The 18,339-nt window shown below is 60.1% G+C and carries 16 protein-coding genes; 9 read left to right on the forward strand and 7 right to left on the reverse strand.

Translation table 11 applies throughout. The annotated features are described in order from the left end of the window. Positions 1-48 precede the first annotated feature (48 nt). From IB246_RS04270 to fabI, 7 genes are all read left to right on the forward strand, one after another. Complete coding sequence (locus IB246_RS04270; RefSeq protein WP_008038257.1) at positions 49-1,506, forward strand: transglycosylase SLT domain-containing protein; 1,458 nt, start codon at positions 49-51, stop codon at positions 1,504-1,506. Between the two features lie 341 nt (positions 1,507-1,847). Further along, a complete protein-coding gene (locus IB246_RS04275; RefSeq protein WP_412548144.1) occupies positions 1,848-3,662 on the forward strand; it encodes an extracellular solute-binding protein in 1,815 nt (604 codons plus the stop codon). Continuing rightward, the gene (locus tag IB246_RS04280) at positions 3,659-5,500 is read left to right on the forward strand and encodes an extracellular solute-binding protein (protein WP_008038252.1); all 1,842 of its coding nucleotides are present in this window, start codon (positions 3,659-3,661) and stop codon (positions 5,498-5,500) included. The genes IB246_RS04275 and IB246_RS04280 overlap by 4 nt, the downstream gene beginning before the upstream one ends. A 3-nt stretch (positions 5,501-5,503) precedes the next feature. Next, positions 5,504-6,577, forward strand: coding sequence for a microcin C ABC transporter permease YejB (locus tag IB246_RS04285; protein WP_008028636.1), 1,074 nt, complete (start codon positions 5,504-5,506; stop codon positions 6,575-6,577). Position 6,578: 1 nt separating this feature from the next. Beyond that, complete coding sequence (locus IB246_RS04290; RefSeq protein ID WP_008028637.1) at positions 6,579-7,598, forward strand: ABC transporter permease; 1,020 nt, start codon at positions 6,579-6,581, stop codon at positions 7,596-7,598. A gap of 1 nt (position 7,599) precedes the next feature. Further along, complete coding sequence (locus IB246_RS04295; protein WP_008038249.1) at positions 7,600-9,210, forward strand: ABC transporter ATP-binding protein; 1,611 nt, start codon at positions 7,600-7,602, stop codon at positions 9,208-9,210. A gap of 21 nt (positions 9,211-9,231) precedes the next feature. Next, positions 9,232-10,026: an enoyl-ACP reductase FabI gene (fabI, locus tag IB246_RS04300; protein WP_008028639.1), complete on the forward strand. Its 795-nt coding sequence runs from the start codon at positions 9,232-9,234 to the stop codon at positions 10,024-10,026. A 177-nt stretch (positions 10,027-10,203) separates the two neighbouring features. Here the strand turns inward: fabI and IB246_RS04305 are convergent, their stop codons facing one another. Further along, entirely contained in the window at positions 10,204-11,061 is an 858-nt protein-coding gene (locus tag IB246_RS04305; RefSeq protein ID WP_008038248.1) for a LysR family transcriptional regulator, read from the reverse strand. A 114-nt stretch (positions 11,062-11,175) separates the two neighbouring features. On the opposite strand from IB246_RS04305, the gene IB246_RS04310 reads away from it, so the two are divergent. Continuing rightward, positions 11,176-11,601, forward strand: a complete 426-nt coding sequence (locus tag IB246_RS04310; RefSeq protein WP_008038247.1) for a VOC family protein — start codon at positions 11,176-11,178, stop codon at positions 11,599-11,601. A 131-nt stretch (positions 11,602-11,732) separates the two neighbouring features. Here the strand turns inward: IB246_RS04310 and IB246_RS04315 are convergent, their stop codons facing one another. From IB246_RS04315 to IB246_RS04335, 5 genes are all read right to left on the reverse strand, one after another. Then, complete coding sequence (locus IB246_RS04315; protein ID WP_008038246.1) at positions 11,733-12,314, reverse strand: GGDEF domain-containing protein; 582 nt, start codon at positions 12,312-12,314, stop codon at positions 11,733-11,735. 74 nt (positions 12,315-12,388) lie between these two features. Continuing rightward, positions 12,389-12,967, reverse strand: a complete 579-nt coding sequence (locus IB246_RS04320; protein WP_008038245.1) for a hypothetical protein — start codon at positions 12,965-12,967, stop codon at positions 12,389-12,391. A 1-nt stretch (position 12,968) separates the two neighbouring features. After that, complete coding sequence (locus IB246_RS04325; protein WP_008038244.1) at positions 12,969-15,137, reverse strand: xanthine dehydrogenase family protein molybdopterin-binding subunit; 2,169 nt, start codon at positions 15,135-15,137, stop codon at positions 12,969-12,971. Between the two features lie 15 nt (positions 15,138-15,152). Beyond that, entirely contained in the window at positions 15,153-15,608 is a 456-nt protein-coding gene (locus tag IB246_RS04330; protein WP_008038243.1) for a (2Fe-2S)-binding protein, read from the reverse strand. A gap of 296 nt (positions 15,609-15,904) precedes the next feature. Further along, the gene (locus IB246_RS04335) at positions 15,905-16,750 is read right to left on the reverse strand and encodes an oxidoreductase (RefSeq protein WP_008038242.1); all 846 of its coding nucleotides are present in this window, start codon (positions 16,748-16,750) and stop codon (positions 15,905-15,907) included. A gap of 113 nt (positions 16,751-16,863) precedes the next feature. On the opposite strand from IB246_RS04335, the gene IB246_RS04340 reads away from it, so the two are divergent. Beyond that, the gene (locus IB246_RS04340) at positions 16,864-17,784 is read left to right on the forward strand and encodes a LysR family transcriptional regulator (RefSeq protein ID WP_032832429.1); all 921 of its coding nucleotides are present in this window, start codon (positions 16,864-16,866) and stop codon (positions 17,782-17,784) included. A gap of 34 nt (positions 17,785-17,818) precedes the next feature. On the opposite strand, the gene IB246_RS04345 is transcribed toward IB246_RS04340, so the two are convergent. After that, positions 17,819-18,067, reverse strand: a complete 249-nt coding sequence (locus tag IB246_RS04345; protein WP_008038240.1) for a hypothetical protein — start codon at positions 18,065-18,067, stop codon at positions 17,819-17,821. Positions 18,068-18,339 lie beyond the last annotated feature (272 nt).

Here is an 18,339-nt window from a genome sequence, read left to right on the forward strand (position 1 = left end):
GCTTTCTAGAATCGCCCGACATTTTTGCCCGGAACTTACTTCCAGCCAATGTCGTCATCTATTCGTAAAGCCATCAATTCAGACGCATTGACCCGCTTGGCTCAAGCCATAGCGGTGGCTGTGTCCGCCACTCTGGCGGGCTGTTCCAGCCATGTGCCGCAGACCGACGCGGCACATACCCCGAACATCGCAGCGCGAGCCAAACAGAAGCCCATCTGGCTCAGCGAAAAGCCTAGCCCGCAAATTCCACAGGACGTCTGGGAGCGCATGCGCCAGGGCTTCCAGTTGCAGGAAGGCCTGGGCGTCAACCCGCGCATCGAGCAACAGCGCCTGTGGTTCGCCAGCAACCCTTCCTTCCTCGAAAACGCCGGCGAACGCGGCAGTCTCTACATTCACTACATCGTCGAACGCCTTGAAGAACGCAACATGCCGCTGGAACTGGCACTCCTGCCAGTGATTGAAAGCGCCTACAACCCAATGGCCTATTCCCGGGCCGACGCGGTTGGCCTGTGGCAATTCATTCCTTCCACCGGGCGTTACTTCAACCTGCGCCAGACCCGTTTCTACGATGGCCGTCGCGACATTACCGCGTCGACCACCGCCGCGATGGATTACCTGACCCGTCTGCACGACATGTTCAACGGCGACTGGCTGCTGGCCCTCGCGGCTTACAACGCGGGTGAAGGTACGGTCAGCCGGGCCATCGAACGTAACGAAAGACTTGGCCTGCCCACCGATTACTGGAACCTGCCACTGCCGTCGGAAACCCAGGCCTATGTGCCGAAGTTGCTGGCCCTGTCGCAAGTGGTCCTGGCGCCCGAAGCCTACGGCGTGAACCTCAACCCGATCGCCAACGAGCCGTATTTCCAGGCTGTCGAAATCAACCAGCGCATGGACCTGTCCAAGGTTGCAGCGGTGGCCAATATCGACGAAGACGAGCTGTTCCAGCTCAACCCGGCCTTCAAGCAGCGCACCACCACTCTGGACGGCCCTCAGCATTTGCTGGTGCCGACGTCCAAGGCGCAACTGCTGACCGCCAGCCTGTCGACCATGCGTCCCGAAGAGCTGATCAGCAAGAAGTCGCTCAAACCGGTGTTCGAAGGCGCAGACGATACCCAGATCGCCAGCCTCAAACGCGCCTACCGCGTGAAACGTGGCGACAACCTCGGCACCATCGCCAAGGCCAACAAGGTCGACGTAAAAGACCTGCAACGCTGGAACAAGCTGACTGGCAAGGACCTCAAGGTTGGCCAGACGCTGGTGATGCAGGACAAGACCAAGCGCAGCTCCGGACGCGTCAACACCGTAGTGGCCGCCAATACCAAGACGAATGGCAAGACGGACACCAAGAAACCGCAGACTCAATACAAGGTCCAGCAAGGTGACTCGCTGTACATCGTGGCCAAGCGTTTCAACGTTGAAATGCAGCACCTCAAGCGCTGGAACCCGCGTGTCGGCCAGGCGCTGAAGCCGGGTCAGATGCTGACGGTTGCTTCGCCGCACTAAAAAAAGCCCCTGACTTCAGGGGCTTTTTTTTGCCCAAACACCATAAAACAGGTTCACACACCCTCTGTAGGAGCCGGCTTGCTGGCGATGGTCGTTAACGATAACGCGTGAAATCTGGTTAAGCGCGGCGCACTTGAGCCCATCGCCAGCAAGCTGGCTCCTACAGGGTTTGTGTACGACGAGCGATCAAATAGGTTTCCAAGCCTCCACAAGGGATCTGCCCCGGCAATTAAGGGGTCGTTAAATCCCCGTCTTTTTCCTGTCCATACAAGCTGTTACTGTACGGCCCACAAAGCCCAAGCCGCCTGGATCGGATCTCTGACTTGAAGCGTCCCCTCCTCCTGCTCCTCATCAGCCTGGCCTTGAGCTCCTCCGCAAGTGCGACGATCAGCGAAAGCCATGGTTATGCGCAGTTCGGCACGCTCAAGTACCCGGCCAGATTTACCCATTTCGACTGGGTCAACCCGCAAGCGCCCAAGGGCGGTACGTTGCGGGTGATGGCGTTTGGCACCTTCGATACGCTCAACCCGTACACCTTCAAGGGCTCAAGCCCGGTTTCCACCGCGAATTTCCTGCAGTACGGCATCAACGAGCTCAACGAGCCGCTGATGGTCGGCACCGGCCAATACGCGCCGTCCGGCGACGAACCCACCTCCAGTTATGGCCTGATCGCCCAATCGGTGGAATACAGCGAAGACCGCAGCTGGGTGGTGTTCAACCTGCGCCCCGAAGCCCGCTTTCACGATGGCACGCCGATCACCGCGTATGACGTCGCGTTCTCTTATCGATTGCTGCTCAAGGAAGGCCATCCGCAATACCGCACCAATCTCCAGGAAGTGTTGCGGGTCGACGTGCTCAACCCACAGCGCATCCGCTTCGTCTTCAAGCGCGCTGGCAATCCACTGCTGATCTTGCGCCTGGGCGAGTTGCCGGTGCTGCCGCAGCATTACTGGAAAGGTCGCGACTTCAAGGCCACCACCTTCGAGCCGCCGCTGGGCAGTGGCCCTTATCGCATTACCTCGGTCACGCCCGGGCGCCAGATTGTGTTTGAACGGGTCAAGGATTACTGGGGCAAGGACCTGCCGGTCAATCGCGGCAAGTACAACGTCGACCGCATGGAAGTCGAGTTCTACCGCGACAGCGACGTCGCGTTCGAGGCCTTCAAGGCCGGCGAGTTCGACATCTACATCGAGCATCAGGCGAAGAACTGGGTTAACGGTTACAACTTCCCGGCCGTGCGACGAGGCGATGTCATCAAGGCGCAGATCCCGCACCAGATCCCGACCCAGAGCCAGGGCCTGTTCATGAACACCCGGCGTCCGGCCTTCTCCGACGCGAAGGTGCGCGAAGCGCTGGGGCTGATGTTCGATTTCGAGTGGACCAATCGCACGCTGTTCAGCGGTGCTTACAAACGCGCCATGAGTTACTACCCCAACAGCGAATTCTCGGCCACCGGTCTGCCGGTCGGTCATGAGTGGTTGATGCTCAAGCCGTACCGCGAGCAATTGCCCGCCAAACTGCTCACCGAGCCGTTCAGCCTGCCGCAGACCCAAGGGCGCGGCATTCCGCGGGACACCATGCGCCAGGCCCTGAGCCTGCTCGCCGAGGCCGGCTGGAAGCTCAACGGTCAACGGGTCGAAAATGCCAAGGGCCAGCCGCTCTCGCTTGAGATCCTGCTGGTCAACCCGAACCTGGAACGCATCCTCCAGCCTTATGTCGAGAACCTCGCCAGTATCGGCATCGACGCCCGGCTGCGCACGGTGGACCGCGCCCAGTACAAACAGCGCCTCGACCAGTTCGATTTCGACATGATTCTGATGACCCTGAACCAGACCCTCAGCCCCGGCCTGGAGCAATGGCAGTATTTCCATTCCAGCCAGGTCGGGGTCAAGGGCAGCAAAAATTACGCGGGCATCGCCAACCCGGTGGTTGACCATTTACTCGAGCAACTGCTCGCCGCCCAGACCCGCGATGAACAGGTTGCCGCCGGCAAAGCCCTGGACCGCGTGTTGTTATGGCAGCACTACATCATTCCCAACTGGTACCTCAATTATCACCGCCTGGCCTACCGCAACCGGTTCGCCTTCGTCACCACGCCGCCCTATACGCTGGGCCTGAGCGCGTGGTGGCTGAAATCTTCGGAGAAAGATCGATGAAACCCGTACGCGCCCTGCTCCTGCAGGCCAGCGGCCTGTTGTTCGCCGGGCTGGCCTGCGCCGCACCGCAACACGCCCTGACCTTGTACAACGAGCCGCCGAAATACCCGGCCGACTTCAAGCATTTCGATTACGTGAATCCGGACGCACCCAAGGGCGGGGTCTTCCGTCAGGCCGGCTTCGGCGGCTTCGACAGCCTCAACCCGTTCATCAGCAAAGGCGTGTCGGCCGGCGACATCGAGCTGATCTACGACACCCTGGCCAAACAGGGACTCGATGAACCGTTCACCGAATATGGATTGGTTGCCGGCAAGATCGAGAAAGCCCCGGACAACAGCTGGGTGCGTTTCTACCTGCGCCCTGAAGCACGCTTCCACGACGGTCATCCGATCCGTGCCGAAGACGTGGTGTTCAGCTTCGAAACCCTGATCAAGGACGGCGCGCCGATGTATCGCGGTTACTACAGCGACGTCGCTGAAGCAGTCGCCGAAGACCCTCTGACCGTGCTGTTCAAGTTCAAGCACACCAACAACCGCGAACTGCCGTTGATCCTCGGCCAGTTGCCGGTACTGCCCAAACACTGGTGGGCGACCCGGGATTTCAACAAGGGCAACCTGGAAATGCCGTTGGGCAGCGGCCCGTACAAGGTCAGCGAGGTGAAGGCCGGGCGCTCGATTCGCTACGAGCGGGTCAAGGATTACTGGGGCAAGGACCTGCCGGCCAACCGTGGTTTCTACAACTTCGACGTGATGACCACCGATTACTACCGCGACAACACCGTGGCCCTGGAAGCACTCAAGGCCGGACAGTTCGATTACTGGCTGGAGATGAGCGCGAAGAACTGGGCCAACGCCTACAACATTCCGGCGGTTGCCGAAGGTCGGCTGAACAAGGAACAGATCCCCAACGGCAACCCGACCGGCATGCAGGGTTTTGTCTTCAACCTGCGCCGTCCGGTGTTCCAGGACGTGCGCGTGCGCCAGGCGCTGACGTTGTTGCTGGACTTTGAATGGACCAACAAGCAACTGTTCAACGGCGCCTACGTGCGCACCCGCAGTTTCTTTGAAAACTCGGAAATGGCCGCCACCGGTTTGCCGGATGGCGATCAGTTGGCCATTCTCGACCCGTTCCGCGGCAAGATCCCCGAGCAGGTATTCACCGAGGCCTTCCAGAACCCGGTGACCGACGCCAGCGGCATGATCCGCACGCAGCAGCGCAAGGCTTATCAGCTGTTGCAGGAAGCCGGCTGGCGGATCGTCGACGACAAGATGGTCGACGCCAACGGCAAACCGGTGAACATCGAGTTCCTGCTTGCCCAGACCGAGTTCGAACGGGTGCTGCTGCCGTTCAAGCGCAATCTCAGCGACCTGGGGATCGACCTGGTGATTCGCCGGGTCGACGTCTCGCAGTACATCAATCGCGTGCGTTCGCGGGACTTCGACATGATTGTCGGCAGCTTCCCGCAATCCAACTCGCCGGGTAACGAACAGCGCGAGTTCTGGATGTCTGCCGCCGCCGACAAACCCGGCAGCCGCAACTCCATGGGCCTGAAAGACCCGGTGGTGGACCAACTGGTCGAGCAACTGATCAACGCCGATTCGCGCAAAAGCCTGGTGGCTCACGCCCGTGCACTGGACCGCGTGCTGCAATGGGGTTATTACGTGATCCCCAACTGGCACATCAAGACCTGGCGCGTGGCTTACTGGAACCATATCGGCCACCCGAAAATCTCACCCAAGTACGACATCGGTACGGCCACCTGGTGGATCAAGCCCAACGTGACACCGGCGATAGAAGTCGAAACCAAACTGCAAGCCGACCCTGCGGGCACGGAGTAATAGATGCTGGCGTATATTTTTCGGCGACTGCTGCTGATCATCCCGACGCTGCTCGGCATTTTGCTGATCAACTTCGTGATCATCCAGGCCGCCCCCGGCGGGCCGGTGGAGCAGATGATCGCCAAGCTCGAAGGTTTCGAAGGCGCCACCAGCCGCATTGCCGGCGGTGGTGCAGAGGTGTCGGTGGCCGGCTCGGCCTATCGTGGCGCCCAGGGTCTGGACCCCGCGCTGGTGAAAGAAATCGAGCACATGTATGGCTTCGACAAATCGGCGCCGGAACGTTTGTGGATCATGGTCAAGAACTACGCCACCCTGGATTTCGGCGACAGTTTCTTTCGCGACGCCAAGGTCATCGACCTGATCAAGGAAAAGATGCCGGTGTCGATCTCCCTCGGGCTGTGGAGCACGCTGATCATGTACCTGGTATCGATCCCGCTGGGGATCGCCAAGGCCACGCGACATGGCAGTCACTTCGACGTCTGGACCAGCTCGGCGATCATCGTCGGCTACGCGATCCCGGCGTTCCTGTTCGCCATTCTGTTGATTGTGGTGTTCGCCGGCGGCAGCTATTTCGACTGGTTCCCGCTTCGGGGACTGACCTCGAACAACTTCGATGAACTGAGCATGGGCGGCAAGATTCTCGATTACTTCTGGCACTTGGCGTTGCCGGTGACGGCGCTGGTGATCGGTAACTTCGCGACCATGACCCTGCTGACCAAAAACAGCTTCCTCGATGAAATCAACAAGCAGTACGTGGTCACCGCCAAGGCCAAGGGCCTGACCAATCACCGTGTGCTCTACGGCCACGTGTTCCGCAACGCCATGCTGCTGGTGATTGCCGGTTTCCCGTCGGCATTCATCGGGATTTTCTTCACCGGTTCGTTGCTGGTGGAGGTGATCTTCTCCCTCGACGGACTGGGGCTGATGAGTTTCGAAGCGGCGATCAACCGTGATTACCCGGTGGTCTTCGGCACGTTGTTCATCTTCACCCTGCTGGGATTGGTGGTGAAACTGATCGGCGATCTGACCTACACCTTTGTCGATCCGCGCATCGACTTCGAAAGCCGGGAGCATTGAGATGAACCTGTCCCCTCTCAATCGTCGGCGTTTCGAACTGTTCAAGGCCAACAAGCGCGGCTGGTGGTCGCTGTGGCTGTTTCTCGTGCTGTTCGGCCTGAGCCTCGGCGCCGAGCTGATCGCCAATGACAAACCCTTGGTGGTGCATTACGACAACAGCTGGTACTTCCCGGCGCTCAAGCGTTACCCGGAGACTACGTTCGGCGGCGAGTTCCCGCTGGAAGCCAACTACAAGAGCCCGTATATCCGCGAACTGCTCAAGGCCAAGGATGCGTGGGTGCTGTGGGCGCCGATTCCCTACAGCTACCAAAGCATCAACTATGACCTGAAAGTCCCGGCACCGGCACCGCCATCGACCGACAACCTGCTGGGCACGGACGACCAGGGGCGCGATGTGTTGGCGCGGGTGATTTACGGCTTCCGAATTTCGGTGCTGTTCGCGCTGACGTTGACCATTCTCAGCTCGATCATCGGCGTGATTGCCGGCGCCTTGCAGGGTTTCTATGGCGGCTGGGTCGATCTGGCCGGGCAGCGGTTCCTGGAGATCTGGTCCGGGTTGCCGGTGCTGTATCTGCTGATCATTCTCGCCAGCTTCGTCCAGCCGAACTTCTGGTGGCTGCTGGGGATCATGCTGCTGTTTTCGTGGATGAGCCTGGTGGACGTGGTGCGTGCCGAGTTCCTGCGCGGACGCAACCTCGAATACGTGCGCGCGGCCCGGGCGCTGGGGATGCAGAATGGTGCGATCATGTTCCGCCACATCTTGCCCAACGCGATGGTTTCGACCATGACCTTCATGCCGTTCATCCTGACCGGCGCCATCGGCACGCTGACGGCGCTGGACTTCCTGGGTTTCGGCTTGCCGCCGGGTGCGCCGTCGCTCGGTGAGCTGGTGGCCCAGGGCAAATCCAACCTGCAAGCGCCGTGGCTGGGCATGAGCGCATTTGCGGTGCTGGCGTTGATGTTGAGTCTGCTGGTGTTCATCGGCGAGTCCGCTCGCGATGCCTTCGACCCGAGGAAGTGAAATGAATCAGGACAATCTGATCGAAGTGCGCGACCTGGCCGTCGAATTCGTCGTTGGCGAGCGCTGCCAGCGGGTGGTCGAAGGTGTCAGCTTCGACATCAAGCGCGGCGAAACCCTGGCGTTGGTGGGTGAAAGCGGTTCCGGCAAATCGGTCACCGCGCACTCGATCCTGCGCCTGCTGCCCTACCCGCTCGCCCGGCATCCGTCCGGCACCATCGAGTACTCCGGGCAAGACCTGCTGAGCCTGAAAGAAAAAACCATCCGCCACATCCGTGGCAACCGGATCGCGATGATCTTTCAGGAGCCGATGACTTCGCTCAATCCGCTGCACTCGATCGAGAAGCAGATCAACGAAGTTCTCAGCATCCACAAAGGTTTGATCGGCAAAGTCGCGACCAAACGCACGCTGGAACTGCTGGAAATGGTCGGCATTCCGGAGCCCGAGAAGCGCCTGAAAGCCCTGCCCCACGAATTGTCCGGCGGCCAGCGCCAGCGGGTGATGATCGCCATGGCCCTGGCCAACGAGCCGGAGCTGCTGATCGCAGACGAACCGACCACCGCGCTGGACGTGACCGTCCAGCTGAAAATCCTCGAATTGCTCAAGGAATTGCAGACCCGTCTGGGCATGGCATTGTTACTGATCAGTCACGATTTGAACCTTGTACGAAGAATTGCGCATCGCGTATGTGTCATGCAGCGCGGTTGCATCGTCGAACAGGCATCGTGCGAAGAGTTGTTCCGCGCGCCGCAGCATCCGTACACTCGGGAACTGCTGGCAGCGGAGCCCAGCGGCAAGCCGGCGACCAACGTGATTGGCCCGCCGTTGCTTGCGGTCGAGGACCTGAAAGTCTGGTTTCCGATCAAGAAAGGCTTGCTGAAAAAGACCGTCGATCACATCAAAGCGGTGGACGGGATCAATTTCAGCCTGCCTCAGGGACAGACCCTGGGGATTGTGGGGGAAAGCGGTTCCGGCAAGTCGACACTCGGTTTGGCGATTTTGCGGCTGATTGGCAGCAAAGGTGCGATCCGTTTTGAAGGCAAGCAGCTAGACTGCCTGACGCAACAACAGGTTCGGCCGCTGCGTCGGGAGATGCAGGTGGTGTTTCAGGACCCGTTCGGCAGCCTGAGCCCGCGGATGTGCGTGAGCCAGATCGTTGGCGAAGGCCTGCGGATTCACAAGATGGGCACCGAGGCGGAACAGGAACAAGCGATTATTGCGGCACTCAGGGAGGTAGGTCTGGATCCGGAAACCCGGCACCGCTACCCCCACGAATTTTCCGGCGGGCAGCGGCAGAGAATCGCCATTGCCCGGGCATTAGTGCTAAAACCGGCGCTGATTCTGCTGGACGAGCCGACTTCGGCCCTCGACCGGACAGTGCAGCGCCAAGTGGTGGAGCTTTTGCGTTCACTGCAAACCAAGTACAACCTGACGTATCTGTTTATCAGCCATGACCTGGCTGTCGTCAAAGCGCTGAGCCACCAGCTGATGGTGGTCAAGCATGGCCAAGTGGTCGAACAGGGAGACGCGCAAAGTATCTTTGCCGCCCCCCAACATCCGTATACACAGCAGTTGCTGGAAGCCGCTTTTCTGGCACCAGCCACTGCGCAATAACCTGAAAGAGAGGAGCAACACATGGGTTTTCTCGCCGGTAAGCGCGTACTGATCGTCGGTGTCGCCAGCAAGCTGTCCATCGCATCCGGCATCGCTGCCGCCATGCATCGCGAGGGCGCTGAGCTTGCCTTCACTTATCAGAACGACAAACTCAAGGGTCGTGTCGAAGAGTTCGCACAAAGCTGGGGTTCCAACCCGGACCTGTGCTTCCCGTGCGACGTGGCCAGCGATGAAGAAATCGCCAAGGTTTTCGTTGAGCTGGGCAAGAAGTGGGATGGCCTGGATTGCATCGTGCACTCCGTCGGCTTCGCCCCTGGCGACCAACTGGACGGCGACTTCACCGAAGCCACCACCCGTGAAGGTTTCCGCATTGCTCACGACATCAGCGCCTACAGCTTCGTGGCTTTGGCCAAAGCTGGCCGCGAAATGATGAAAGGCCGCAACGGCAGCCTGCTGACCCTGTCGTACCTGGGTGCCGAGCGCACCATGCCTAACTACAACGTAATGGGCATGGCCAAGGCTTCGCTGGAAGCCGGCGTACGTTACCTGGCCGGTTCCCTGGGCCCGGACGGCACTCGCGTCAACTGCGTATCGGCTGGCCCGATCCGCACCCTCGCCGCTTCCGGCATCAAGAACTTCCGCAAGATGCTGGCCGCCAACGAAGCGCAAACCCCGCTGCGTCGCAACGTCACCATCGAAGAAGTCGGCAACGCCGGCGCCTTCCTGTGCTCGGACCTGGCGTCCGGCATCAGCGGTGAAATCATGTACGTGGACGGTGGTTTCAACACCACGGCCATGGGCAGCCTCGAAGAGTAATCTTCGACGGTAACGAAAAAACCCGCCTCTACAGGCGGGTTTTTTTGTGCCCGAAATTCCAGACCCCACCGCGATCCCTTGTAGGAGCTGGCTTGCCAGCGATAGCGGTCGTACAGCCAACATTTATAGTGAGACGGACATCGCCATCGCTGGCAAGCCAGCTCCTACAGGGATCATCTATTGGCTCAGGCAGTCGGCAAATAGCTGCTGGATTGGCTGCATTCTCTGGCTGTAGCGCTGCAACAGCACAATCTCGCGGTAGAACGTCAATTCGCCCAACCGGATGATCCGCACCTTCGCGCCATACTCAAGCCACAACCCGGCCTCAGGAAGCAACGACACACCCAATCCGCATTCAACCATTTTGACGATGGCTTCCAGTTCATCCAGCTCCAAAGCCACCTGCACATCAATCTGCTGCTCACGCAGGAACCGCGTCACCAGGCGCCCACCGAAGGAATTGCGGTCGTAACGCACATGGGGATGGTTCGCGAGGATCTGCAACGGGTCATCACCCTCAAGTTCCGGCGGCACGATCAGCACAAACGGTTCCTTGCGAATGACCTGCGCCGACAACTCCTTGGGCAACTCGAACGGCGGCTTGATCAGGATGGCCAGATCAACCTCTCCGGTATCGACCTGGCTCAGCAGATTCAGCGAAACGCCCGGCACCAGTTTCGGTTCCAGCAACGGCGCTTGCTGGCGTAAGCGCAATAACGCCTGGGGCAGCAACCCGGTCTGGGCTGTGGCCACTGCGCCAATCTTCAACTCGCCGCGGTATTCGCTGACGTCATCGCTGACCGCCATGCGACTGAAGGTTTCCAGCATCTCCCGGGCCATTGGCAACGCCCGTTGCCCTGCCGCATTGAGAATCGCCTGACGCCCGGTGCGATCGAACAAACGAATGCCCAGCGCTTGTTCCAGGTTGCGCATCTGCGCGCTGACCGCCGACTGCGTCAGGCCGATGTGCATGCCGGCGGCGGCGAATGTGCCGTAGCGTGTAACAGCGATGAAGGTTTTCAGTTCACGCAGCATGACGGTCTCGATTGATCGAAATAATTTGAGCTCGATGCAAAAACTATCGTCTTTCAATCGAAAAGCACAGCGCTAAACTCCACCTCAACCACCGTCAATCTGCGAGGCACAGCGATGCAACTCTCCCCTTTTCACTTGGCCATCCCGGTCTATGACCTCGCGGCAGCCCGGACTTTTTACCGTGACGTCTTCGGTCTGGAGGAAGGCCGGTCCAGCGACCATTGGGTTGACTTCAACTTCTTCGGCCACCAATTGGTGATTCACCTGGCGCCCAAAAACGCCTCACAGGAAGCGGCGCATACCAACGCCGTGGACGGGCATGACGTGCCGGTGCCGCATTTTGGCGTGGTGCTGGGGATGGATGAGTGGGAGGGTTTGGCTGAACGGCTGAAGGCGCTTGAAACTCAATTCGTGATCGAACCGGGTATTCGGTTTCAGGGGTTGGTTGGCGAACAGGCGACGATGTTTTTGTTCGATCCTTGCGGTAACGCGCTGGAGTTCAAAGCGTTCAAGGATATCGGGCAGCTGTTTGCCAAGTGAAGATATGGGTGATTTTGAGGGCCTCATCGCGAGCGGGCTCGCTCCCACATTGGTTCTGCGCCGTACACGAACCAATGTGGGAGCGAGCCCGCTCGCGATGAGGCCCGCTCATACACCACCGAAATTCCAGCCTACCGGTGCAACGCCCTCTCCGCCTCAATCAGCAGTTCATCGATCGAGTGATGCAGATTAATGTCGTACTCAACCTGACCAATGCTGAAACGAATGTCATAACCGCGACGCATCGTGGCATTGCGCTCGTCGAGGATTTCTTCGAGCCGGGACTTGATGGCGCCAATGTCCACGGCGCTTGAACCGGTCAACAAGGCCACAAACTCGTCGTCGCCGAGCCGGCCAATCACATCGTTTTCGCGGAAGGCGATGCGCAGCACGTCGGCAAAGGTTTTCAGCGCGTCATCACCCTCGGCGCGACCGTACAAATAGTTGATGTGCTTGAAATTATCGAGATCGAAAAACAGCAGCGTGGCCGGCTTTTCCAGTTGCTGACAGGCGTCCAGCCCCAGTTGGGCCAGTGTCGTGAAGCCGTGACGGTTGGACAGCAGCGTCAACTCATCCATGCTCGCCATCTGCACACCAATCACTTCCTGCTCGGCTTTACGGGCCTGATCACGCAGCAATTGACGCGCTTGCTGGGGCGACAGCAACGGGTCTGCGTTAGCGCCGTGTTTTACCGGTTTGCCTGGGTTCAGCATGACTCACTCCATTGGCGGGTATGTTCTTTAGAGTGGTCCATACCCGGTTTGACTCCCGGTTAACGGACCGTCGGTCAACTGCCCACCACCGGACAAGGCCCTCCGGCCTCGGCCCAGCGCTTGAATTGAGTGACGAAGATATCGTGCGGCACCGGCACCGGCGCTCGCCCTTCACCCGGATTCCAGCCCCACAGCACCAGTTTGTCGTCGCTGACATGCTTGATCAGCGCGGCGAAATCCCGGTCGCCATTACTGGAGCGGTCCTTGATCATTGCGCACAATTTGTCGGCCGGCAGCCCGATCCAGGCCATTTTGTGCGCCGCAGGCGGCAGGCTCCAGTGCGGTGCACCCGGCGGCGCATGCGGGCCGTAACTGGCCGGCGGATTGCTGTCGGCGTGGCAGGTGGCGCACGGCAAACCGGCCGCGCCCTTGCCGTCCATGCCGCGTACGACGTTCATCGCGTGGGGCGTTCCGGCATCGAACTGCAACGGTGAATCACCGGGAATATGGCAGTTCTGGCAGCGCGGGCTCTGAAACACTTTCTGCACGGTATCGAAAGCCTTCAACGCTTCTCTATCCTCTGAGAACAGGTCCGTGGCGTAGATCGTCAGGAGGATCAGCACCACTGCGCCCAGAATCAGATGTCGCCTCATCTCACACCCCCGACAGTTGCAAGGGCAGTTCGCGCAACCGCTGCCCGGTCAGGGCAAACACTGCGTTGGCCACCGCTGGCGCCGTGGGCGGCACGCCAGCCTCACCGATGCCGCCGGGTTTGTCGGTGCTGGGCACGATATGCACTTCAACCAGCGGCATTTCGTTCAGGCGCAGTACCTGATAGTCGTGGTAATTGGACTGCACCACCTGCCCATTCTTGAAGGTCAGTTTGCTGTGCAGGGTAAAGCCGAGGCCGAAGGTGATGGCCGACTCCATTTGCGCCGCGATGCTCATCGGGTTGACCGCAATGCCGCAGTCCACCGCGCACACCACCCGGTGCACGCGGATCTTCAGGTTGTCCTGGGACACCTCGGCAACCTGCGCGACGTAGCTGCCGAACGACTCATGCACCGCGACACCCAGTGCATGCCCATCCGGCAATGGCGCTGTCCAATTGGCCTTCTCGACCGCCAGGTTCAACACACCAAGATGCCGCGCATGGTCCTTGAGCAAGGTTCGCCGGTACTCCACCGGGTCCTTGCCTGCCGCTTCGGCCAGCTCATCGATCAGCGACTCCATCACGAACGCCGTGTGGGTGTGCCCGACCGAACGCAACCACAACACGGTGATGCCGGTTTTCGGCGAATGCAGTTCCACCTGATGATCGGCCAAGCCCTCGATGTAAGGGCTGTCGACAACGCCTTCCACCGACGTTTTGTCGATACCGTCCTTGACCATGGTGGCCGCAAACGCTGTGCCGTCCATGATCGACTGCCCGACCATCACGTGCTTCCACGCAATCGGCATTCCACTGGCATCCAGGCCGATACGCGCCTGATGCAGGAACGCCGAGCGGTAATACCCGCCACGGATGTCGTCCTCACGCGACCACACCGTTTTCACCGGGCCGCCCGCCGCCTTCGCGACCTCCACCGCCTCAGCGACAAAGTCCGAAGTCGGGTTGGCCCGCCGGCCGAAACCGCCGCCCAAGAACTCGGTATGAATCTCGACCTGCTCAGGTTTGAGCCCGGTGATTTTTCCCGCGATCATCTGATCCAGCGTCTGGAACTGCGTACCGGTCCAGATTTCGCATTTGTCCTGGGTGATTTTCACCGTGCAATTGAGCGGTTCCATCGGTGCATGAGCCAGGTACGGCACGCTGTACTCGACGTCAATCGCCTTCGCTGCCTTGCGCAAAGCGCCCTGCGCATCCCCGGCCTTGCTGGCCGAAGTGCCCGGCGTGGCGGCGAGTTTGCGAAAGCTCTCCAGCAGATGTTGGCTGTCGAGCTCGGTGTTCGGCCCCAGATCCCAATCGACCTTCAGCGCATCGCGCCCCAGTTTCGCCGCCCAGTAATGATCGGCAATCACCGCGACGCCCGTCGGCACCTGCACCACTTTGTGCACGCCCGGGATCTCCAGCGCTTGCGCGCCTTCAAAGGATTTGACGCTGCCACCGAACACCGGCGCACGGGCAACCATCGCGGTCATGAGTCCGTCGAACTGCACGTCCATCCCGAATTTGGCTCGCCCGGTGATTTTCTCCGGAGTGTCCAGGCGTTTGGTCGGTTTGCCGATGACCTTCCAGTCTTTCGCCTCCTTGAACTTGATCGACGCCGGGTCCGGTGCCAGCAGCTTGCCCGCGTCATCGGCCAGTTCGCCGTACGTGGCGCGGTGGTCGCCGGCAATGACCACACCCGACTCGGTGCGAATTTCCGAAGGCGCGACATTGAAGCGCTTGGCGGCGGCTTCGATCAGCATCAACCGCGCCGCCGCGCCCGCCTGACGGTAACGATCGAACTCCATCCAGGTCGAGGTCGAACCGCCAGTGATTTGCATCCCACCAAACCCGGGCAGACCATAGTCGGCGGCCGACGCCGGGGCGTGTTCGACGCGGATTTTCGACCAGTCGGCGTCCAGCTCTTCGGCGATCAGCATGGTCAGGCCGGTCCAGATGCCCTGGCCCATTTCAGAATGGCCGAGCAGCACGGTGACGCTGTTGTCGTTACCGATTCGTAAAAATGCATTCGGTGCAAAGACGTTGCCCTGATTCTCGGCACCCATGGCAAAACGGTGGGCGCCGGGGATGATAAAGGCGATCACCAGCCCACCGCCCAGCACTGCGCTGCCCTTGAGAAAACCTCGGCGCGATAACGGATTGATGCTGTTCATGGCGCATGACTCCCGTCAACCGATGTCGGCGGCGCGTTTGACCGCGGCACGAATCCTCGGGTAGGTGCCGCAGCGGCAGATGTTGCCGGAGAGCGCCTGGTCGATGTCGCTGTCGGTGGGCTTGGGGATCTTCGCCAGCAGCGCCGCCGCCGACATGATCTGCCCGGACTGGCAGTAGCCGCACTGGACCACATCGAGTTCGGCCCAGGCTTGTTGTACCGGGTGCGAACCGTCGGTGGACAGGCCTTCAATGGTGAGGATTTTTTGCCCATGGGCCACTGCCGTGGCGGGCGTGATGCAGGAGCGCAGCGGCGCCCCGTCGACATGCACGGTGCAAGCGCCGCACTGGGCCATGCCGCAACCGAATTTGGTGCCGGTCAGGTGCGCGACATCGCGCAGGACCCAAAGCAGCGGCATGTCCGCAGGGACATCCAGTGCCTGATCCTTGCCATTGATGTTGAGGGTCAGCATGGCGAATTCCTCAGACTCACGGCCCATGCAGGAGCGAAGCTTGCTCGCGAAGGCGGTGTATCAGACGACTTCCATGTCAAATGACACGGCCCCTTCGCGAGCAAGCTTCGCTCCTACAGGTAGCGCTGTTTGGGTTATCCCTATAGCTAAGCGCAAATTGCCGGGCGAGACCGGTTCATCGACCACCGGTACTCTCAATACCGCCTCAAACCTGTAGGAGCCAGCTTGCTGGCGAAGCGGTTTTATGGCCGCTGCCGCTTCGCCAGCAAGCTGGCTCCTACAGGTTGCGTCGGGGCTTAGAAATCGGTGGACACCGACACTTCGCGCCAGGCCTGCAACTCACCGGCGACAAAGGTGTTCTTGGCTTCGATCGCCGCGACACAGTCACTGCCCAGCGGCAGGCGCAGCGGTGCCTTTTGCGCTTCCACCAGGGTGATCATGACCTGGGCCAGTTTGTCCGGATCACCGGGCTGATTCAGGGTCACGGCTTTGGCAATCTTGCGCACTTCGCCCGCAGTGCCATCGTAGTCGGCAATCGAGGACGGCGATTCGACCAGTGAATTGCCTTCGAGAAACTCCGTGCGGAAATAGCCCGGTTCAACGATGGTGACCTTGACGCCCAGCGGCTCCAGCTCGGCATGCAGCGCTTCACTCAAGCCTTCGACGGCGAATTTGGTCGAGCAGTAAACACCGAATCCCGCCCCGGACCTGTACCCCCCCACCGATGACAGGTTGATCACATGCCCGCTGCGAGCGGCGCGCATGTGCGGCAGGACGGCGCGGGTGACGTTCAACAAACCGAAGACATTGGTTTCGTACACGCGGCGTACTTCATCGGCAGTGGCTTCTTCTACTGCGCCGAGCAAACCGAAACCGGCGTTGTTGACCAGCACGTCGATGCGTCCGAAGTGCTCGATGGCGGCTTTGGCGACCGCAACGCCCTGCGCTTCGTCAGTGACGTCGAGGGTGACGGCCAGCAATCCGGGTTGATCGCCAAAACGCTGGGTGATGCTGTTGGCATCGCGGGCGGTGGCAACCACCGCGTCACCGTTGGCCAGCGCAGCGGCGGCGATTTTTGCGCCGATACCGCGAGAAGCGCCCGTGATGAGCCAGATACGTTTGAAGTTATTGGAGGTGGTCATGAGCGTGTTCCTTGTGTGCAGTGGGGGTAGGCACAAGGTACGCAGGAAGATTGCCCGGAAAAATGCCCTCGTGTTACAAGCACTATGAAACGCACTTTCATAATGGCACCGCGATGAATCACGATCCTTTCGATGGCTTGACCGAGTTTCTGGCGGTGGCCGAGCACAAGAGTTTCACCCTCGCCGCGACGCGGTTGGCGGTCACCCCCACCGCTGTCAGCCATGCGATCAAATTGCTCGAGCGCCGTACGGGCGTATTGCTGTTCCAGCGCACCACACGCCGGGTGGCGTTGACTGAAGCCGGGGCCAGCCTGTTTGCGCGGTTGCGGCCTGCGGCCAGTGAAATCGATGAGGCGCTGGCGGTACTCAGCGGCTTTCGCGATCAGCCCATGGGCACGCTGCGCCTCACTGCACCGAGGCTGTCCGGGGCCTTGTTGATGGAGCCGCTGATTCCGCTGTTTCGCGAGGCTTATCCGCAAGTCACCCTCGACATATCCCTCGATGACGCCACGGTGGACCTGATGGCTGGCGGTTTTGATGCAGGGATCCGCCTGGGCGAGTCCATCGAAAAAGACATGGTCGCGGTGCGCCTCACGCCGGATCTGCAATGGTCGGTGGTGGGTGCGCCGGAGTACTTCGCCAAGGCAGGCAAGCCGGCCAGCCCTGAAGACCTGACCCGTCATCAATGCATCGGCTTTCGCTTTTCGACCTCGGGGAGCGCACACCGCTGGGAATTTCGCCGCGAGGGGCGCGATTTTACGGTGGGTGTCGAGGGCGGCGTGATCGTCAATGACCGAAGGTTGCTGGTGGCGGCCGCCCGTAGCGGTTCGGGCCTGGCGTATGCCTGCGATCTGGAAATCGCCGATGAGTTGGCGGACGGCCGACTGGAGCGGGTGCTGCAACCGTTCGTGCCACTGAGTTCGGCGCTGTACCTGTATTTCCCCGGCAGAACCCAGACTCAACCGAAGTTGCGCGCCTTTATCGACCTGGCCACCCGCTGGATCGCCGAACAGGGTGGTCTGGGACGAGGCTAGAGCCTCGGTACAAACAAAATGCCGGTCTGATGCCTCAAACCGCTGCGGCAACCAAGCCTTTGCCCATCCGATGCTGGGCCAGCAGACGCATGACATAGCCGATTTTGATCAAGGTAGGCCCGATGATGGTCATGGCATGCATCGCGACCAACACCACGATCGGCAGGTGTCCGGCGTAGAGATAAGCGCCGTAGATGCCTGCCAGCAACAGCGCCAGGCCCGCGCCCAACATGTTGCTAGACAGGTGCAAGACATTCTGAGGATTGCTGAAGTAAGCGAACATATTTCCGTACTCCCGAATCAGACCAGTTGTACGTTTGTTACTTCAGGTTTCGTGCCAGTTTTTTAAGCTATAAAAATCAACACGCTGCGACGAAGGCAGTCAATTTGACCTGAAGCCATAACAGTCAATACGACTACGGCAAGAGTCAATTTGACTTCACCAAGGCCTTCTGCCTGTCCATACACCCTAAAAGCAAACCAATATCATTTGCACGCAGCCAAACCTTTTGTTTTAATCGCGACCAATTCTTATTTGCACCAACGGCGCCTGTC

Origin of the sequence: Pseudomonas sp. PDM01, from assembly GCF_014852325.1 — a bacterium.
Taxonomy (GTDB): domain Bacteria; phylum Pseudomonadota; class Gammaproteobacteria; order Pseudomonadales; family Pseudomonadaceae; genus Aquipseudomonas; species Aquipseudomonas migulae.